This is a genomic window from Acinetobacter sp. YH12063 (genome assembly GCF_013419715.1).
GTDB classification, from domain to species: domain Bacteria; phylum Pseudomonadota; class Gammaproteobacteria; order Pseudomonadales; family Moraxellaceae; genus Acinetobacter; species Acinetobacter amyesii.
Window position 1 is genome coordinate 75,575 of record NZ_VOZO01000010.1, and the last position, 20,344, is coordinate 95,918.

A 20,344-nucleotide genomic window follows, 5' to 3' on the forward strand; every position below is an offset into this window, starting at 1 on the left:
TGAGCGTATAAACCGTCGAGGAGAGCTTAAGTGAAAACCACATTATTCTATGCGATTGCAGGTGTGATGCTGATCAGTGCTTCAGCCAGTACTTTTGCGGAAAACAAATGGGCAAATTACCAAGGTGTAGATACATCAAAACCACAACACCGTCCACCGTCGATGAATCGGCCTGGCTATCCGCAGCATGCGCCGAATTATCCTCATTATCCTAGTCGCCCGCCGGTTTATTCGCAATATCCAAATCGACCTTATCCGCAGTATCCACAAAGTGGCATTAGTATTCAATACAATGCGCCGACCACGATTACTCAAAATTCGCAGAGCTATAGTTGGGTCAATGGCGATCCTGCCAGCGCTAGTATTTCGAGTTCGACCTATACGTTTATCAGTGATTGGCAGCGTTTAGGTTTACCTGCACCCCCAAGTGGCATGTACTGGATCTTTGAAAATGGTCGCTATGTGCTGGTGCCTAATCGATAAGGTTTATAACCTCTCCCTTGCGTAGCAGTGCTACTCATCTCCTAAAAGGAGAGGGAACGATTTAGTGTTTAAGCCAATTCATCATCTTGCGGACGTGGGGTTTTTCCTTCAGGCAGTGGCTTCTCGGAATGCTTATCTCGAATAACCGAAGGGTAAGTCCAAGAGGCATAGCGCACAATTAAAATGGCCACAGCAAGAATGAGGATCGAACCTGTAGTAATGACCAAGCCCATATCCGCTTTATGGTCATGTTGAATGTCCGAAATCAGTAAACGGGTCAGGGCAGTAATAGCAATATAAATCAGGAAGCGTACCGGCATGTGGTTGGTTTTAAAATAAATACCAACCATGGCACCGAGCTCAAGGTAAATAAACAATAATAAAATATCGTCAATTGTAGCGAATTGTTTAACTGTAATAATTTCAAAAATGGTGTGACCCGCAGACCATAAGATCATACAGCCGATGACAAACAGTGCAAGATAATGAAAACCTTCTACAGCAAGATTGCCAAGTCGGTCGAGGAGGGCTTCGATTTTTTCTACTTTAGGATCACGGTGTGTCATATATATTCCTCCTGTGTAAATTGCGTGAATATTCAATGAAGAACAAGTCATTAAATACCAAGCAAATTTCATGCACATGAAGCGCATATGACAAAAATATTTTTTAGGTTTAATAAAGTTTTTAATGTTAAGTTTGAGCTTAAATTTTGTCCTATAAGAATGAAGCGACGATGTATCAACCAACGCATTTTAAACATGATGAACTCCCTGATCTGATTGATCTTATGCGTAAGTATGCTTTGGCGACAGTAATACTGACTGCACCCAATGGTGAGTTGGAAGTGAATCATTTACCACTAGAATATGACACTGAGTCAGGCGAATTGGGTATATTGCGCGGTCATATTGCCAAGACCAATCCAATGTTTGAATTGCTAAATCAGTCAGCGCAAGCCTATGTGATTTTTCATGCCGATGATGCATATATTTCGCCAAGCTGGTATGAAGGAAAACAGGAGCATCATCGCGTTGTACCGACATGGAATTACCGCGTGGTACATGTCAAAGGCAAGATACGTAAAGTTGCAGATGAAAAATATTTACGAGGGCTTCTGGCTCGTTTGACGCGTCAACATGAAGCTAGCCAACCCATGCCATGGAAAATGGGTGATGCACCGAATGATTTTATTGCGGAACAACTGGAAAAAATTGTAGCAATTGAAATCGATATTCAGTCGATGATCGGGAAATTTAAAGTGAGTCAAAATCGCAGCGCTATAGATGCGATGAATGTGGCAAAAGCTTTGGAAAGGTCGAATGCTGAAATGGTGGAGTCGATCAAAAAATTTTATCCCATGAAATAACAGGCTAAAGAAACATGCCCAATAGGATTGAAACTGAACGTTTATGCCTGAGAAAGTATCAGTTAGGAGATGAAATTTCATTATTTGATACATATTTTTCGAATATAGAAGCAACTCGTTATCTGCAGCGGTTGCCACATTTAACGATTCAACAGACTAAGAGTGTTTTAGAAAAGTGGGCAGATCATTATTGGTCGATACACAATCCTGATTTTGCATGGGTGATTAGTGATAAGAATACGCATTTAGCGATGGGCTTACTGTATTTCTTCAATCAAGAAAACCATGGAGAAATACATTTTGGGTTAGGGGTGAATTTTCATGGTTGTGGTTATATGACTGAGGCTTTAATTGGAGGAATTAAGTATTTAAAGCAGAATCATGTCACGAATGTTGTTTCATCTTTTTGTGCTGAGGAACATCTAGCATCACAAAATGTCTTAATGAAGGCCGGATTTAAATTAGATAAAGATAAAACGCATTGGGCTACATTTCCAATGCTAGACGATCAGTTCCATCCTTGTTTTACATATCGAATGGAATTATGAGATTATGAATAAGTAAATATGCTTATGATTTTTTGAAAAAGTTGCACCCAGTGTTTATGTAATAAGAGCAGTAAAATAAAAAAATGCCCGATAAATCGGGCATTTTTGATTTTGTGTATTTAATTAAGCTTGGTTGGTAAAGTAATCTTCAGAGAAGTTCATGATCACTTCAGAACCTGCTTTTACTTTAGCAATGCGTAATGCCAATTCAGGCAAAATACGCTGCGTGAAGTAAAGAGTCAGTGCAAGTTTGTTTTGGTAGAACTCGCCATCTTTGTCTTTCGCTGCATCTGCAATGCGGGCAAACATATAGGCAAAGCTGAGTAAGCCAACAGCATGTAGGTAATCAACGGCTGCTGAGTTCGGGAACTCAATGTTTTCACGAGCAGCTTCAAGTACATATTGAGTCACCGCTTCAACTTCAGCTGCTGCATCTAATGTTGCATCTTTGATGTAGTTCAAGCTGGCATCTAAGTTGTTGGCAAAATCACGAATTTCTTGGATATATTCAGCAATGAATTCACCATTGCACTTAATGGTTTTACGACCAATTAAGTCTTGAGATTGAACGCCGTTGGTCCCTTCGTAAATCTGTGCGATACGCAGGTCACGAATACATTGTTCCATACCCCATTCACGAATAAAGCCGTGACCACCGAAGACCATTTGGGCATCTAGCGTTGCTTGGAAAGCTGTATCTGTCAAATACGCTTTCGCAATAGGTGTTAACAGCGCAACACGGTTATTGGCTGCTTTGACTGCTTCTGGGTCAGTAGAGAACTTAGTAATGTCCAGTTGTTGACCAACATAAACCGCAAATGCACGAGACGCTTCATTGTTGGCACGTGCGTTCAGCAACATACGACGTACATCACCATGAACTAAGATGCTGTCTGCAGGTTTTGCAGGCGATTGAACGCCAGAAGCGCTGCGACCTTGTAAACGATCAGTCGCATATTGCGCTGCATTTTGATAAGCAAATTCAGAAGCACCTAGGCCTTGAATACCCATAGACAGACGTTCGTAGTTCATCATGACGAACATCGCTGCAAGGCCTTCATTTTCTTTACCAACCAGGTAGCCTTTCGCGCCATCAAAGTTCATCACACATGTTGCAGACGCTTTGATCCCCATTTTATGTTCAATAGAACCAGGGCCTACAGCATTACGCTCTCCCAATGAACCATCTGCATTCACCAAGAATTTAGGTACGATGAATAGTGAAATACCGCGTGAGCCCGCAGGCGCATCCGGCGTTTTCGCTAAAACTAAGTGAATGATATTTTCAGAAAGGTCGTGGTCACCGCCAGTGATGAAAATTTTCGTACCTGTAATGTTATAAGTACCGTCTTCATTACGTTCAGCTTTAGTTTTGATAATACCTAAATCTGTACCTGCATGCGGCTCAGTTAAGCACATGGTGCCTGACCATTCGCCTGTATACATTTTTGGCAAATAAGTTTCTTTTTGCTCTTGTGATGCATAGCTGTTTAATGCCATGCCTGCACCCACAGAAAGAAGCGGGTAGAGCATGAATGATGGGTTGGTTGCAAACAGCATTTCGTCAGACAGAACAGTCAGCATTTTTGGCATGCCTTGACCGCCCCATTCTTCATCTGCGCCTAGACCAATCCAACCGCCTTCTGCATATTGTTTAAATGCTTCTTTGAAACCAGCAGGAGTCGTGACATTGCCATTGCTATAGGTTGCGCCTTCTTCATCACCTGTGCGGTTTAAAGGATGAGTGACGTTTTGCGCAAATTTTGCCATTTCTTCAAGAATGGCTTCTGCAGTTGCAGCATCAACGTGAGCAAGATTTTCGTTGTTTTGCCAGAATTGTTCTGCTTTAAAAACATCATTTAAGATGAATTTCATATCTGCAAGCGGCGCATTATAAATTGGCATGTTCGTTCACCTGTTTATTGTTTGAATCTATGGACTTGGGGCAATTTGTATCAACACAAAGCGTGGAGAAAATTGACCAAAGTAAAATTATGAGACTATTTATAAAGAAAAAGGACTGCCAATGCTATGACCGTCCTTTCTCTATTTCTGCACTCAAGAGTACAATTTTTTGAATATGTTTTAGATATTCACATTAGAATGCAAAGTGTTCTGCATCCAATGCCATAAGAGGATCTAGGCCACCTGCGATCACTTCTACATGAGAGCGAACGCGCGGTAAGATTTTCTTGAAGTAGAAGCGAGCAGTCGTTACTTTCGCATTGTAGAAATCAACATCTGTTGTTCCTGCAGCTAAAGTTTCTTGTGCAACTAGCGCCATGCGAGCCCATAAATAAGCAAGCGTTACATAACCAGAGAAGTAGAGGTAATCGACTGCAGCAGCACCCACTTCTTCAGGGTTTTGCATTGCTTTCATACCAATCTGCATGGTTAAGTCGCCCCATTCTTTGTTTAGCGCAGCAAGCGGCTCAACAAATTCTTTCATGGCAGCGTTGTCTTTGTTAGCTTCAACAAATTTATGGATGATCTTGGTGAAGTCTTTCAACATTGCACCTTGAGTACCCAATACTTTACGGCCTAACAAGTCAATCGCTTGAATTTCAGTCGTACCTTCGTACAAGCAAGAGATACGTGTATCACGTACGATTTGTTCCATACCGTGTTCTGAAATGAAGCCGTGGCCACCAAATACTTGAACACCGTGTTTTGCAGATTCAGAACCTGTTTCAGTCAAGAATGCTTTAGCAATTGGAGTTAATAATGACAAGATATTGTCAGAGAACTTACGTTCTTCTTCCGTTGCACCTTGTTCCACGATATCGGCATGGAAAGACAATAAGTAAACCAGAGCACGACCAGCTTCAGCAAATGATTTTTGCGTAAGCAGCATGTTGCGTACTGCAGGGTGAACGATAATTGGATCTGCTTCTTTTTCAGGTGCTTTAGGGCCTGAAAGTGAACGCATTGCCAAACGGTCTTTTGCGTAAGCAAGTGCACCTTGGAAAGCACCTTCAGAAGCTGAAAGACCTTGTACAGCAGTACCGATACGTGCAGTGTTCATGAATGTGAACATGCAGTTTAGACCGCGGTTTTCAGGGCCAATCAAGAAGCCTTTTGCGTTATCAAAGTTGATGACACAAGTCGCGTTACCATGGATACCCATTTTGTGTTCAATCGAACCACAACGTACAGCATTGCGCTCACCAATTGAGCCATCAGCATTTACATTGAATTTAGGTACGATGAATAATGAAATACCTTTCGTGCCTTTTGGTGCACCTGGAAGACGAGCAAGGACGATATGGATGATGTTTTCAGCCATGTCGTGTTCACCAGCAGAGATAAAGATTTTCTCGCCAGAGATTGCGTAGCTACCGTCTGCTTGTGGTTCAGCTTTAGAACGGATAATACCTAAGTCAGAACCTGCATGAGATTCTGTTAAGCACATCGTACCTGTCCATTCACCTGAAACAAGTTTAGGCAGGTAAGTGTCTTTTTGTTCTTGAGAACCGTGATGTTCTAATGTGCGGACAGCACCGTGAGACAGACCAGGGTACATACCCCATGCCCAGTTCGAAGTACCCACCATTTCTGAAATGATGTTGCCTAGTGAAACTGGCAGACCTTGACCACCATACTGTTCTTCAGCAGACAAAGACGGGAAACCGAGTTCGATATATTTTTGATACGCTTCTTTAAAACCAGTTGGTGTTGTTACAACGCCATCATTCCAAGTACAACCTTCACGGTCGCCGACTTGGTTAAGAGGAGAAAGTTCATTTTCACAGAAGTCAGCAGCAGCTTCTAGATATTGGTCAACCAACTCACGGCTTACGGTGTCTGAAAATGCAGGCAGTTGTGCATAGTGATCTTCTGCTTTTAAAAGTTCATGCAGAACAAATTGCATATCACGTAAGGGCGCTTTGTATTGTGGCATATCGTTTTCCTCAATACTGGTTTCTACCAGCGTTAGTAATCCTAAATAAACATTTGAACGTGTCTTCAATGACACGTATTGGAATGGTTCTAATCGTGCAACATCTTCTTATTGGGTACAAGCATTTCAGGGTGATTTGTTGGTGACTGTAAAGTCAAAGAAATATCCCTTGAAAAAGCTAAGTGCTTTGAGTGTAAACGCTTTTAGATGAAAATGAATGACACAAATAGTCAAAAAGCGTAAAAAGATATGTCCAATAAAAAAGGCACTCATGGGAGTGCCTTTTTTACGCAATGATATTGCGATCTAAGTTTGGATTATTTCACTGGTGCTGGCGTCGGGGCAACAGGGGCTTTAGGTTGGAAGCGAACTTCACATTTACCATTGATCTGCTGTTCGCCAACTTTAATCGCAACCCCGCTGCCATCGGTTTTGCCTTGGCATGCTTTCATAATCGCTTGTTGTTTGGCTTGGCGTTCCGCTAAACGCTGATCAAACTGTTTAGTCAGCTCTGCACGTTTTGCATCAGTCAGTGGCTCACCGCGTTGCATCTGACCACGTATGTCGCCACGCATTGGACGATGTTCACCACGTGCTTTTTTCATGTCTTGACGGTCTGCTTTGAACACCATGGTACATGTACCATCAATATTTTTATCGCCAGCTTTTACTTGAATTGTTGAACCTGTAGCCTTACCATCGCAGGCTTTTTGCATATCAGCAAACACTTGACGTTGCTCGGCACGCATTTGTTTAAAATGTTCACGTTGCTCAGGTGACATACGACGATCGTGATCACCATGATGTTGTTTCATTATACGGCCATGATCGTTATCTTTTGGTGCGGTTGTCGATTGACAGGCAATTAATGCACCCATGCTCAGTACGCTTGCACCGATTAAAGCAATTTTGGTCATTTGTTTCATAGTCTTTACCCCACCAGATTAGATCTTTTTCCGATGGTTAAAGATTAAATAATAAAGATGTAGAAACAATGGAGAGTTTTTTAGTTGCGTGTTCGCTACAATAATGAATATAGAAGAAAAATGAGAGTTCTCTTTTGAAAATACGTCGTATCCCGATTGCCCTACGCTTGTTTCTGACTGTGCTGTTGACGACGCTCGTCATCACAACGGTAAGTCTTGGCGTGTTGCATTGGAATATGCAGCGTAATTTCACCAAATATGTGGCCGATGTCGAGATGCAAAAGCTTGACCATGTCATTGAAAATTTAGCCGATGTGTATACGGTCTATCATGATTGGGGCAATGCGATTCAGGCACAGATTCTGCAAATTGAAGGGCAGGCAGCGCCAGATGACTATGATCGTCTCTCTCGGTGGTGGCTACGTCGTCAATATGACATTGCATTGCAGCAGCGCTATTTCCAAGATCATAGTTTAAATGCAGCATCGATGCTGGCAACACCACAGCATACGGCAGAGCAAAAAATTGAAGAGCTGAAATGGCTGGAACAAAACTTACCATCTGAGTTCCAACCCTTTGAAGGTTTAAAATTTCCTTTAAGTGCGAACCAAAATGTATTCCGTCCAAAAGAGTCGAACACGGATGAAAAAGATGCAGATCAATCCTCACAAAGTAACAGTAATAATGGTGGTAAGAAACAATTTATCCAAATGCCTGACCGCTTGGGCTTGAGTTCGCGTTTATCTTTATATGATGCACATCGCCAATTTGTTGTGGGTGAGCCGACAGATGAACAAATCTCTTATCGTCCGATTATGGTGAATAATCAAATCGTGGGATATTTGGGGCTCAAACCTGTACTCGATCAAGATGATGCGATCAGTATTAACTTCTTTAGTAAGCAAAAACGTTATTTATTATTGGTTTATGTGCTTACGTTTATTGCAAGTTTGATTGCAGCATTGTTATTGGCAACATACTTTAAAAAACCGATTCAGCGTTTGTTAATGGGAACACGTGAGTTAACCAAGGGCAATTATCAACATCAAGTTGCGGTGAACCGTAATGATGAGCTTGGTGATTTATCGAATGAATTGAATCAGTTGGCCGTAATTCTCGATCAGCATGAAACGTCACGTCGTCAATGGGTGGCTGATACTTCACATGAATTGAAAACGCCATTGGCCGTGTTACAGGCTCAAATTGAGGCGATGCAGGACGGTATTCGTAAGCCAACGCCAGAGCATTTTACTTCGATGCTGAATCAAGTCAGTAGTCTGAAAAAATTGACCAAAGATTTGGCAGATTTGGCACAAGCCGATGCACAGCAATTAAATTGTTATCTCACTACGATTAATCCGTGGGATGTCGTTGTGCAGGAAGTTGAAAGCTTTAAGCCGAAGTTTGAGCAAGCAGATTTGAAAATTACCGCAACGGGCGAAGGGACTTCATTACAATTAGATATAGACCGTTTTAAACAGATTATGGTCAACTTATTGGGCAACAGTATTCGTTATACGGAAGCTGGTGGTGAAGTGCATGTACATACTGAGCAGGATGAAACCCAGTGGACCGTGTATGTCGATGACAGCCCATTTGGTTTAACTGATGAACAGTTGGCACGTTTAGGTGAGCGTTTCTATCGCGTGGATGATTCGCGCACGCGTGCAACCGGTGGTACAGGATTAGGATTGGCGTTATCCGTAAAAATAGCTAGAGCATTGGGCGGAGAATTGAGTTTTGATCATTCTCCATTGGGCGGTTTGCGTTGCAAATTGACATTTCCCAAACAGATGAAACATTAAAAGGAAGCATGCATGAAACATATCATGTTGGTTGAAGATGAAGTGGAACTTGCACAGCTAGTGCGTGATTATCTAGAGGCTGCAGGCTTTGAAGTCAGCATGTTTCATGATGGGCAAGAAGCCTATGAAAGCTTCACTCAACGTAAACCGAGTCTGATGATTTTAGACCTGATGGTGCCCCGTATGGATGGCTTAACCATTTGCCGCAAGGTGCGTGAGCAGTCTGATTTGCCAATTATTATGGTGACTGCACGTACTGAAGAAATTGACCGTGTATTGGGGCTCAATATGGGTGCTGACGATTATATCTGCAAACCGTTTAGTCCGAAAGAGTTGGTGGCACGTGTGCAAGCGGTATTACGCCGTTTAGAACGAAAAGCAGAACCCGAAGTCAATGATTTATTCCGTATGGACAAAGCACAGCAGCGCATTTGGTATCAACAAAAAGCGCTGAGCTTAACGCCAACGGAGTTCCGTTTACTAGAGTTGTTCTTGGAGCATGTGGGGCAGGTATATTCACGTGCGCAATTGCTAGATCATATCAACCCAGACAGTTTTGAGGTGGCTGACCGTGTCATTGACAGTCACATTAAAAACCTGCGCCGTAAAATTTCGGATGCTGCTGAAACTGGCAACCGCCATGAGTGGATTCAAGCTGTGTATGGCGTTGGCTACCGTTTTGAATATCCAGAGGATTAATGTTACTTTTTGTTCTTGAATCTTTTTTTAAAAGCCTTTAATTTTTAAAGGCTTTTTTATTTGTATTTTTAAGAGGGAAAAACATAATGATTTTAAAAAAAACCTTATTAGCAATAAGCTGTTCTGTAATTTTAACTGCATGTGGCGGTGGTGGCGGCGGGTCTTCTAGTAGCGGTGGGACTTCAGATAATGGCGGTTCAAATGGGGAAACAGCTAACCCATCAAATCCAGCAACAGATTTAGAGAAAGCTAAAGTATTAATCAAAACTACGAACAATATTATTGCCTATTTTGACAGTTTTAAAGGTTTGCAGTCTCAGTATGAGCCTGCATTTGATGCTGTAAGTAATGCAGGAAATGATATTAGTAATGCTTCTGATCTCATCATTACTTTAGCTTCATTGGCGCAGAAAGATGCTCAAGGTTCCACAAAAGACTATACCGCTGCAGAATTAGAGGCACTTTTAGAGGATGATGCGACCTATGGGGGGATATATTATCCAGATTATATTTTGAGCAAAAATGGTCTTAAAATCAGCGTAACACCGACTTCAGTTTCTGTTAATGGAAGTGTATCGGCTAAATATTGGATGGACTATATTTGGGATAGCAGTACTTTTACTGGAAAAGATGTTTTTAGCGATGCGGTTTTGATTACTGTAAGCAATTTAAAGTTGGATGCGCCATTCACAGCATCTGCAAAACAGCATGATTTTAAAATAGTTTCAGGCGGTAAAATCACAGCTAAAAATGCGGATGGATTAGAATCAAGCTTAGGGTTTAATAGCAACAGTACCGCTCAAGTTGTTTATGATACAGCTATCAAGCTGGAAGACTCAGAAAGTGAAAATGCTCCGGTTACGGCACAATTTAAATTTTTAAATGTTTTGTTAACAACTCAAAACGCGAAGCTGAATTTAACTGAACTTTCAAGCAAAGCTGCTCGAGTTAAATTCAAAAATGGTACTGAAACATTTAATCAAATTATTCCATATGAAATTATTTTGAAAGGTGAAGCTTTAAGCGGAGCAGAAAACTTAGGCTTAGATGCAAATATTAAGCTAAAAAATGATCTGACTAAAACCTTTGATATTACCCAAGGCGAATCTGCGGCTGCATTTATTAATGCAGATTTGACAGTTAATCTCTCTGGTAACGTAAAAGGTGGGGGGGCTGCTGTGAAGCCATTCAGTTTACTGCTTAACGCTAAAAGGAATGATTACCAAAAAGGGATAGCAAATCTTAAAGTTACAGTTGATCAAAATACATTAAATATAGATGTAAAAACTGACAATCTGATCGCGCAATCTCCAATTATCTGGTCAAGAGTATCTCATGCGAATGGTGCATTTGTAGAAATTCCAGATTTAGATCAATTCAGTTCTGCTGATATTAAAGTCGGTACTGTTAGCTACGGTACGATCAATAGAGTATCGAATAGCATTTATTCTGCGAAATTTACCGATAACACTGTGCTAATGATTGCACCATAATAATGAATTAAGGAGAGGGGGTAACGATGTTCCCCCTTTTTTCTATGTTGAAAAAAAAATTAGTATTATTGGGATTATCGCTCCCGTTTTATAGCTATGCACAAGAGGCTATCTATTATCAAGTGCAAGCAGATGTTTATAGTGAACCGTTAGCGATTCATGCATTTACAGATGATTGGGGTGATTCTAAGTTTAAATCAGGAAAAAATGCATTTGCTCATGGTTTAATGCAATTGGGCGTAAAGCAGGGTAATTGGGATTTTAGCTGGATCTGGCGATATGACTATGCGCTCAATTTCAGTGAGGATACAGCAAAGCTTTATTATCAAATACAGAATGAACTGCCTATCGATGCAAACTCAACGTATGACTTGAGGCTTGAAGCACAGCATATTGATACTGTTGGGTCTCGGGCTGCCTATACATGGCCCATTAGTTCGAATTGGAATTTAGAAACGGGTATAACCGCGTTAATTGGGCGTCATTATATTGATGGTCATATTAATGCGCTAGGGGTAACGACAGATCAGCAAGAGCTTATGGACCGCGTCAAATGGCTGAATGGGAGCATAGATTACAGTTATGATCATCCTGCTTTGAAAGAAGATGAAATGGGCTGGAATGAGCAGGCGCATAGCGGGTATGGCTATGCCCTAGATGCGACTTTAAGAGGTGCTATTGCAAAAAATTGGAATTTAAAAATTAATATTCAGGATGCATTGGCATATTTATATTGGCAAGATGCTCCATACACACGATATAACATCAGCTATGATCAAGATAAGCGTCCACGGTTTGATATTCAGGGAGAGTTTGATAAAGATAAGACCTATGCGCAAAAGCTGCCATTTAAAATTTATACGGATTTAAATTATGACTCAGAGCAGGCTTGGAGTTTAGGACTCAGTTCAATCTCAAATGAGTATATAAGTCTTTGGCAGCTCAATGCATATTGGAATACAGGGCTAATGTGGGGAATCCATTTTGAACCCCAAACCAATTCGTTTGGCCTTTCCGTCAAACATGAAAACTTTGGTTTTAAATACATAGCAGATTCATTCAATACCAACCAAGCAAAACGTATGGGCGCGCAAATATATGCGCAATATCTATGGTAAGTGCTGTTGGACCAGCGACTGTAAACAGATTAGCTTCTTTAGAATGTGTAAAGTTTTAAGCAGTTGTTTTATTTAGCCGTATTGATATGTATTAAAAAAAGCTTTGCATTGTCATAATGGAATTTAAATTGTTCGGTTATGGATAAGTTTGAATTTATCTATAACCGATTTTTATTTATATCGTAAATTTTTTATTTTTTAAAGTTTTTATTAGTATTAGATATTTATTAGTATTCCATTTTTGAAGGAATGGGCATCCCTTTACAGCAAAACAATGGCAATTGGATGAATGATAAAAATCACATAAAACGCGAAATTTGCGCATTTAATGAAAATTGGTTATTATTTTGCTGGAATATTCACCAGTATGTTTGGGCTGGCAGAGTTCAATGTAGAGATAACAATTTTTAAAAATGGAAAAGCCAGAGGGCAGAACAGATGAAAAATAACGCATTTGCAAAAATAATAATGGTCACGGGTGTCTTGGGTTTAACGGCATGTGGCGGTAATGATCGTGATGAGACTGGAAGCGTACCGCCAGAGCCAGTTGCCGATGCCATGGTACAGAAAAGCGTAGAAGAGCTGACTTTATTAGATGTGAATAATCTTGCCTTAAATGCATCGTCGATTCAGATTTTAAGTGATGAAGAGTGGCAGAAAGTACAAGCAGGCAGTCTGAAAATAGCAACAAATACAATCACAGCGGATGATTCTGAGCAGCTATTTCCACCGATCAATAGTTTACCGACAGCAACTCATTTTAAAGGTCAAAGTTACCTTACCAATGCCCAAGGCATCGTTAAACTGCCTAAATTGGCTGCAGGCACATATTATGTTTTGGTCACTAAAAATGGACAGTCTGCAGTTTCGGCATTCTTGATCCATCCTAAAAATACCAATAAGAGCATTGTGTTGAATGTGGTTCTCAACTGCTTAGACCAAGACTGTCAGACACTAAGTGATGCACCAGTCAATGATGCAGTGGTCGGAACATTCTCTGGTCAAGTGATTTTTAAAGGGAAACCTTTGGCGAATGCGCAAGTGTCATTGTCTGGCGGTACAGCGACCAATGGCGCATTTGTTAGTGCTTTGACTGATGCCAATGGATATTTCACGCTTTCATTTAATGTGAGCAATGATCTGCTTGAAGCATTGAAAAATGCCACGCTCACCATTAACGGTGCAGGAATTAATACTATTACGAAAAAAGTTACGGTCATTGCTTCTTCTGCATCGGGCTATCAATTTGAAGTGCTACCTGAAACAGCATCTGTAGATGCGGTATGGCGTGAAACTTTTGAAGCGGATTCTGCTACTCGCAATGCATGGACAAGGTCGCAGCCAAGTGTGGCCAATGTTGATTGGCAGTTGCTAAACAAAGGTCACAACATCCGTAATAATCAAGTGAATCAGCGTGTACGCTTAGCGCCGAATGACCAAAGTCAAGGCAAGGTGCCTGAGCCACTGCAAGGTAATACGGCATATTGGTATGGCGACAAAGTAAATGGCAACTTTATTGGTGCTTTAAGTGATTCATCTACGGCTCCAGAGTTTGATGGCGGCACCTCGCAGTATGACAATAGGGGTGAATTGATTTCACCTGCCATTAATCTAAGCCAGTATCAGGCGCCTTTGAGTTTAAGCTTTAAAACATGGTGGGAAATTGAGTCGGTCAATCCAAATAATCAGGGATTCGATTTGATGAATATTTTAGTTTCTACCGACGGCGGCAATAGCTTCAAGACTTTGGCTCGATTAAACCCGCTGGCAGATCCATCCTCGGCATATGAGCGCGCGCCGATTCCATACAGTAATTTAGGCTTTAACCTTGCACCGGCTGCTGTTCAGCAAGAAGCGATCTCATTAGATGAATATGCAGGCAAGACCAATGTTCAACTGAAATTCCAATTCAGAACGGTCGATGGACTTTATAACGGCTTCAGAGGTTGGATGATTGATGATGTGGTGATTCAGAAAAAAGCCGGAACTTTCCCATTATTTGATGGTGCGAGTTTTGATGAAAATTCAGATAGTTTCTCTCAGGACTATAGTGGCGTCGCTGCAAAACAAGCGGGCGTTTTGTTGAAAAGCACGAAGAGTTATGCACGGTGGGCTGACGAGCCACAGCGTAAATAAGCACTTATAGATGTTAATTATCTAAGTTACTGATGTTACGCACGTAAAAGTACTTATGCACTTTTAAAATGATTTTTAAGTCTATTCGACGGAGTCTTACATCTAAGGATTGAATAAAGGGATTAGCCTTCGGCTGGAGGTACTTTTGTTTCGGCAAAAGTACCCAAAACCATTGTCATCCGCAAAACTCGTTCACTACCGTCAAATTATTCAAAGCATCGCAAAAACATTTTTGATTAGAAGTAGTCCTGTCTCAAACACTTGTGGATGACGTTACCGCGTATCGCTGTTTTATTTGAATCAAATTGCACTTCTGGTGTTACTGCGTAACATCAGTAAGTTACATATAAGTGATCAATCACTGCGGATTCGCTTTTAAAACAGCGCTCAATTGGGCGCTGTTTTTATGATGTAGGGCATATTGCTGTGTGATGAAGCCTCAAAAATATTCAATAAAAGTATAAATTTGAAAAAAATAGGCAAAAGATTGTCTTGACCTAAGTTATTTAAACCAATCAATAAAACTTTACATTTGATGCTCATCTGATCTGTAAAAATACCTTTAAGTTAAAATTGTTGGATATCAAGATGTAGTTCTTAGCGGATGCACAGGCTACAATCCACTTTTTTATAAGATGAGAACATGTTGTGAGCAGCGAAATGCCTCAATTGCAGCGCCGATTAAAGAACCGTCATATTCAGCTGATTGCAATGGGTGGCGCAATCGGGACAGGGCTATTTTTAGGCTCTGCGCATATTATTGAGTCGGCTGGACCATCGATAATTCTGGGCTATTTGATTGGTGGTTTGATTGCTTTTCTGATTATGCGCCAGTTGGGCGAGATGATTGTACAAGAGCCAGTCACAGGTTCATTCAGTCATTTTGCTTTTAAGTATTGGGGCAAGTTTGCGGGCTTTTTAACGGGCTGGAACTACTGGATTCTGTATATTTTAGTAGTGATGACCGAGCTGACCGCGATAGGCAAATATGTCAATTACTGGTGGCCGCATGTGCCTGCTTGGGTTTCAGTTTTGGTGTTTTTTGCTGTGATTACGCTAGCCAATTTAGCCAATGTCAAACTGTATGCAGAATCTGAATTTTGGCTGTCGATGATTAAAGTTGTGGCGATTGTTGCCATGATTATTTTTGGTATATATCTGCTACTTACAGCAGGCGCAGACTCTACCGCTTCGATTAGTAATTTATGGGTACATGGCGGCTTCTTCCCGCACGGTTTTGAAGGCTTATTCTACATGCTAGCCTTTATGATGTTTGCTTTTGGCGGCATTGAATTAATCAGCATGGCGGCGGCTGAAACTGAAAATCCTGATCAAAATATCCCGAAAGCGGTGAATCAGACCGTGATCCGCGTGTTCTTATTTTATATCTGTTCCTTGGCGGTACTGCTGTCGCTGGTGCCGTGGAATCAGTTGAAACTTGGCGGTTTGGATCATAGTCCTTTTGTGATGATTTTTAATCAGATGGGGATTGATTGGGCGGCACATTTGCTGAACTTTATTATTTTGACTGCATCCGTTTCGGTCTGTAATAGCGGCATGTATGCCAATAGCCGCATGCTGCTCGGTTTGGCAGAACAGGGCAATGCGCCAAAAACGTTTAAACAGGTAAATAAACACGGCACGCCGATTGCCGCGGTTTTATTTTCTGCTTTGCTGATTTTTGGTTGCGTGCTGCTGAATTATTTCTTGCCTGAAAAAGCCTTAAGTTACCTGATTTATATCGTGGTGAGTGCTGCGGTGCTGAATTGGATGTTAATCAGCTTGATTCATTTGAAGTTTAGAAAAGCGATGCAGCAGCAGGGTATACAGACCAAGTTTCCTGCTTTATTTGCACCGTTTACCAACTACTTTGTCTTAGTGTTCATGCTGATGATTTTGTACATCATGTGGAATCAGGGCTTTATGCTATCGGTGTTGATGCAGCCGCTATGGATTTTACTGCTGTATGTGCTGTTTAAAGTGATGCAAGCAAAGAAGGTTTAATACCATGAAGGCTTAGGGAAGAGCCTTTTGAAGTTTTAAATTCTTGGTTTAAAGTTGTTTAACAACGATTTTGAAAGAGTTTTATTAAATTGCTTGAATTAATAATTTGGTTTATTTAAGTAATTAAAATGTAAGTTAAAATATGTGATTTGTGTTGATTTTAGAATCAATAAATTTCATTTATTTTCTTGAATGATAAGTAAAATGAATAATTTATCAATTAACTCTCCTAATTCTCGCTGGGTTAAATCTTAGTTTTACTTTGGTTGCTTTAAGTTTCTTTGGGCTATCAAAGGAGCTTGCTTTAGCAGGAGTTTCAAGTACTTTAGGATTCTTATGTTTTTGGTGTCTGTGGAGTCAAATGACGGGGGGAATCTATCAAGAATTTTTTAAAGTGGATGATCAAGTGGCGAGTAAGTCTTATACCTATTTAACACTCATTGCTACTCATGAATTTCATGATGATCGATTTATTACCTAATGGATGGTAATAAAAATGAAGCATACTACATTAAGTCTATTTATTTATTTGAATTATATTAAAATATTTAATAATGGAAGCAGAAAAGATTTTAAATTTTAGTTTTAAATTCACCTAAATGACTTCAAAAAATTAAAGTCATTTAGGCGTACTTTCACTTTTTATGGATTGAGGGCTTCTTTAAACATTGGAACTAAAAGCTTATTTCCATATTCACTTAAGTGATTACCATCACGATAAATCGGGCGTCCTTTATACTCAGAAATACATTCATTTCCTTTACATAGATGTAATGCAGGGTCTAAGACTTTGGCCTGACATTGCTCTGCACTTTCTTGAATAATTTTGCGAATCTCTCCTGATCTTTTTAAATATGTGTCGTGTGAAATAAATATTTTTTCATTACGCTTGTAGAATACATTCTTAATGATTCTTTGCGGTAAATTGAAACCAACTTCTGGAATGGGTTGCACGATATAAACAGGATTGGTCTTAGAGGTCTGACACAAAACTTCAGTTAGATTCTTTTGAAATGAAATCATTCGATTCTTTTGAGTGATGTTTGGATTATCATCAAAATAAACAATAGGTTTAGAACTCTTAGCATCCATGATATCAGGGTCATTTTCTCCAATTAAATAGCTTGGGTACCTTGCAATGAAAACCATTGGAATATTTTCATATTTTTTGGATGCAATTAAGTTTAAGCGTTTCTGATTAATTTCTGGGCAAGGACTTTTATCTTTGTAAAACTGTAGATTGGGAATAAATGGGCAGGCAGAAGTTGTAAATGAAATGATACCGTCAGCTTTCAAATTAAAAGTGGTTGCCACAGAGGTGGTCATTGCATCAGCATGGCTATCTCCAATAACAATGGCTTTAATTTTAGTTGGGTTTCCTATAATACATTCATGCAACTCTTGTTGGTCACAATCATAAGGATTGGTATTATTGATTTCTTCATTTGCGATTTTAGCTACTTCTGGAAGTCGAGAATCGACACCATCATTAGATTTGATGAAATGGCCGACGCCTAAAAGGAATAAAGCGAGATAAATTGCTTTCACTTTATAAAGCTTTTTCCAAGATGAATAGCGTGGGAAATGAATCTTTTCAATAGCGTGATAACTTAAGACGCCACATAAAATTGACAGAGGGATTCCGTATATCCACCAATTTTCGAGGCCAAGATAGAAACCCAAAACAACCAAGGGCCAATGCCAGACATAAATTGAATATGACCATTTTCCAACGTGGTTAAAAATTGGATTATTAATCACTATATTTTGCTGATGATTACTCACAATAATTAAATAAGCACCAAATACAGGAATAAGGGCCATATAACCCGGCCAAAGTGTTTCACTAGATATAAAGATATACGATGCTAGAATCAGAACGAGTCCTAAGCATTGTGTCATGAGCTGTGATTTTTTGTTTTTTAGTGACCAAGGATAGAGGAATGCTAAACCACCTATGAGCATTTCCCATGCGCGACTTGTTAGTAGAAAATAGGCAGTTTTGCTGTCTTTATAGGTTGCAAAAATACAATAAATAAAGCTGACTAAAAAGAGCAAAAACACCACGCGTTTTAAATTATGAAGGTTTAAATATTTTTTTAAAAACAAAATGATAAGTGGAAAAACAATATAAAATTGCCATTCAACAGACAAAGACCATGTGTGTAATAACCATTTTGTGTGTTCAGCAGTATCAAAATAGCCACTGCCTTTTGAAAAAAGAATATTGGAAATAAAGAAAGAGCTTTTTTCGACTTGTCGTCCTAAATCCTTGTAATCAACTGGTGCTAAATAGAACCAGCCAAATATGACTAAAATGATAGACATTGTGGCTAAAACAGGAATAATTCGGTTTGCACGCGCTGTATAAAATTTAAATAGATTAAATGTGTTTTTTTCTATGCCATTAAAAATAATGGCGGTCATCAAGAAGCCTGAGATGACAAAGAAAACATCGACGCCTGCGAAGCCGCCGGTTAGCCATTGTGGATTAAAGTGAAATAGTACAACGGCCAATACGGCTATGGCCCGTAATCCATTGATATCGTGTCTGAATTGCATAAATAAAATAGCTAATCATTTAATTTTGGATGATTCTAACTTTAATTGGAGAGTGATCGATTAAAATTTCCATTTTTTTAATTTTTTGTTCAAAACAGGCAGACTGTTTTCCAATTTGATTTGAAATGATTTTAGATCAGTGAGGTGCTGTTTTTATTTTGAGTTTTGAATTAGAAAATAATAGTTAAAAATTAAGCTATAGAAGTTGGAGGAGCTCAATCCTCTGCCGCTGTCCTTTGTTTAACTTCGATACCACCAATTCATAAGAGTTCAGCACCAAATCTTGCAGAAGTTCTTCTTCTAATTCTTCATCTGTAAAAACAGAAATCCAATGCTGCTTATTCATATGCCAGCCCGCACGAATAAAGGGATAAATATCTCTGAGCATTGAGCCATTGTCTGGCAGCACCTTTAAGTTGATGGCCGCTTTGCCTTCCAAATGAAAACTCAGCATAAAGACCTTCTCCATCACTTTAAACACATCACAGCCTTCACCAAAAGGCTGGCTACAGGTGGTTTCAGGCAGGGCTAAGGCCGACTTAGCAGCTACAGTGTGTAATGCAATCATAGGGGATAACCTAAAAATAAGCCTGAGTTTTAAAGCCTAGGGACGAATATGTATAACGGTATCATTATTCACCAATTGCCAAATTTCATCCATATCAATATTACGCACAGCAATGCAGCCCCAAGTCCAATCTTTTTGTGGGAAATAAGTCATCAGTTGTGGTGCAGCTTTCATTTGTAAACTGGTTGCCGAACCATGAATCATAATGTCACCACCTGCAGAAACACCTAAATCTTTAGCCTTTTGTTTATCGGTCGCATTGGGGTAAGAGATATGCAAAGACTTATAAAATGAACTTTGCGGATTGCGCCAATCAATCATATAGCTGCCTTCAGGCGTTTTGCCATCACCTTCTTGAACTTTATGTCCAAGCGGTTGAAAACCCAGACGCATCGGGTAACGCCGAATGACTTGATCCTGATGTTTTAATTCCAAATAACGCTGAGCCTTATGTACCTGAATATTGTCGATCGGTGTTTCTGTGCGAATTTTTTGAATTTGCAAATCACTTAATTCAGGTGGAAAGGCTAGTGCATTGGCAGGTGTAGGTAAATATTTTTCAAATTTTTGATAGGCAAAGCAGGCAGCGACAATACAGACGAGGATAGCGAAACTAAAGATCGTGATATTTTTTCTTGTCATTATTTTTGAGAGGATGAAGTGCTTTCGCAGTCCATCGATTTCTGAATTGTGGATAATGTTTAAATTATCCACAATTATGACCCGAGTGAA

At 39.9% G+C, this 20,344-nt stretch carries 16 protein-coding genes; 9 read left to right on the forward strand and 7 right to left on the reverse strand.

Annotated features, from left to right (window positions below; all coding sequences use genetic code 11):
- Positions 1 to 30: 30 nt before the first annotated feature.
- Entirely contained in the window at positions 31 to 483 is a 453-nt protein-coding gene (locus FTU12_RS11980; protein WP_373684163.1) for an RcnB family protein, read from the forward strand.
- A 68-nt stretch (positions 484 to 551) separates the two neighbouring features.
- On the opposite strand, the gene FTU12_RS11985 is transcribed toward FTU12_RS11980, so the two are convergent.
- Entirely contained in the window at positions 552 to 1,049 is a 498-nt protein-coding gene (locus FTU12_RS11985; RefSeq protein ID WP_180059425.1) for a phosphate-starvation-inducible protein PsiE, read from the reverse strand.
- Positions 1,050 to 1,219: 170 nt separating this feature from the next.
- Between FTU12_RS11985 and FTU12_RS11990 the strand changes: the two genes are divergently transcribed.
- Together FTU12_RS11990 and FTU12_RS11995 are read left to right on the forward strand one after the other, a co-directional pair.
- Positions 1,220 to 1,852 carry an FMN-binding negative transcriptional regulator gene (locus FTU12_RS11990; protein ID WP_180114476.1) on the forward strand — a complete coding sequence of 211 codons (633 nt, stop codon included), beginning with the start codon at positions 1,220 to 1,222 and terminating at the stop codon, positions 1,850 to 1,852.
- 14 nt (positions 1,853 to 1,866) lie between these two features.
- Positions 1,867 to 2,400, forward strand: coding sequence for a GNAT family N-acetyltransferase (locus FTU12_RS11995; RefSeq protein ID WP_180114454.1), 534 nt, complete (start codon positions 1,867 to 1,869; stop codon positions 2,398 to 2,400).
- A gap of 123 nt (positions 2,401 to 2,523) precedes the next feature.
- Here FTU12_RS11995 and FTU12_RS12000 read toward each other — a convergent pair whose 3' ends face one another.
- The 3 genes from FTU12_RS12000 to FTU12_RS12010 form a co-directional block, all read right to left on the reverse strand.
- The gene (locus FTU12_RS12000; RefSeq protein WP_078194153.1) at positions 2,524 to 4,305 is read right to left on the reverse strand and encodes an acyl-CoA dehydrogenase C-terminal domain-containing protein; all 1,782 of its coding nucleotides are present in this window, start codon (positions 4,303 to 4,305) and stop codon (positions 2,524 to 2,526) included.
- Between the two features lie 193 nt (positions 4,306 to 4,498).
- On the reverse strand, positions 4,499 to 6,301 hold the full coding sequence (locus tag FTU12_RS12005) for an acyl-CoA dehydrogenase C-terminal domain-containing protein (RefSeq protein WP_078194152.1): 1,803 nt from the start codon (positions 6,299 to 6,301) through the stop codon (positions 4,499 to 4,501).
- 317 nt (positions 6,302 to 6,618) lie between these two features.
- Positions 6,619 to 7,227 (reverse strand): hypothetical protein, encoded by a 609-nt coding sequence (locus FTU12_RS12010; RefSeq protein WP_180114455.1) that lies wholly within the window; start codon positions 7,225 to 7,227, stop codon positions 6,619 to 6,621.
- Between the two features lie 134 nt (positions 7,228 to 7,361).
- Here FTU12_RS12010 and baeS point away from each other — a divergent pair, with 134 nt between their 5' ends.
- The 6 genes from baeS (at position 7,362) to FTU12_RS12040 (ending at position 16,482) form a co-directional block, all read left to right on the forward strand.
- On the forward strand, positions 7,362 to 9,032 hold the full coding sequence (baeS, locus tag FTU12_RS12015) for a sensor histidine kinase efflux regulator BaeS (protein ID WP_180114456.1): 1,671 nt from the start codon (positions 7,362 to 7,364) through the stop codon (positions 9,030 to 9,032).
- A gap of 12 nt (positions 9,033 to 9,044) precedes the next feature.
- Positions 9,045 to 9,731 (forward strand): response regulator, encoded by a 687-nt coding sequence (locus tag FTU12_RS12020; protein WP_180114457.1) that lies wholly within the window; start codon positions 9,045 to 9,047, stop codon positions 9,729 to 9,731.
- An 86-nt stretch (positions 9,732 to 9,817) separates the two neighbouring features.
- Entirely contained in the window at positions 9,818 to 11,224 is a 1,407-nt protein-coding gene (locus FTU12_RS12025) for a hypothetical protein (RefSeq protein ID WP_218946169.1), read from the forward strand.
- A gap of 26 nt (positions 11,225 to 11,250) precedes the next feature.
- Positions 11,251 to 12,342: a hypothetical protein gene (locus tag FTU12_RS12030; protein ID WP_257222989.1), complete on the forward strand. Its 1,092-nt coding sequence runs from the start codon at positions 11,251 to 11,253 to the stop codon at positions 12,340 to 12,342.
- Positions 12,343 to 12,780: 438 nt separating this feature from the next.
- Entirely contained in the window at positions 12,781 to 14,478 is a 1,698-nt protein-coding gene (locus FTU12_RS12035) for a carboxypeptidase regulatory-like domain-containing protein (RefSeq protein WP_180114458.1), read from the forward strand.
- A 648-nt stretch (positions 14,479 to 15,126) separates the two neighbouring features.
- A complete protein-coding gene (locus FTU12_RS12040; protein WP_180022415.1) occupies positions 15,127 to 16,482 on the forward strand; it encodes an amino acid permease in 1,356 nt (451 codons plus the stop codon).
- Positions 16,483 to 17,124: 642 nt separating this feature from the next.
- On the opposite strand, the gene FTU12_RS12050 is transcribed toward FTU12_RS12040, so the two are convergent.
- The 3 genes from FTU12_RS12050 to FTU12_RS12060 form a co-directional block, all read right to left on the reverse strand.
- Entirely contained in the window at positions 17,125 to 19,044 is a 1,920-nt protein-coding gene (locus tag FTU12_RS12050; protein WP_180114459.1) for an acyltransferase family protein, read from the reverse strand.
- Positions 19,045 to 19,240: 196 nt separating this feature from the next.
- Positions 19,241 to 19,612, reverse strand: coding sequence for an MmcQ/YjbR family DNA-binding protein (locus tag FTU12_RS12055; RefSeq protein ID WP_218955947.1), 372 nt, complete (start codon positions 19,610 to 19,612; stop codon positions 19,241 to 19,243).
- Between the two features lie 36 nt (positions 19,613 to 19,648).
- Positions 19,649 to 20,254, reverse strand: a complete 606-nt coding sequence (locus FTU12_RS12060; protein ID WP_180109262.1) for a murein L,D-transpeptidase family protein — start codon at positions 20,252 to 20,254, stop codon at positions 19,649 to 19,651.
- Positions 20,255 to 20,344: the final 90 nt, after the last annotated feature.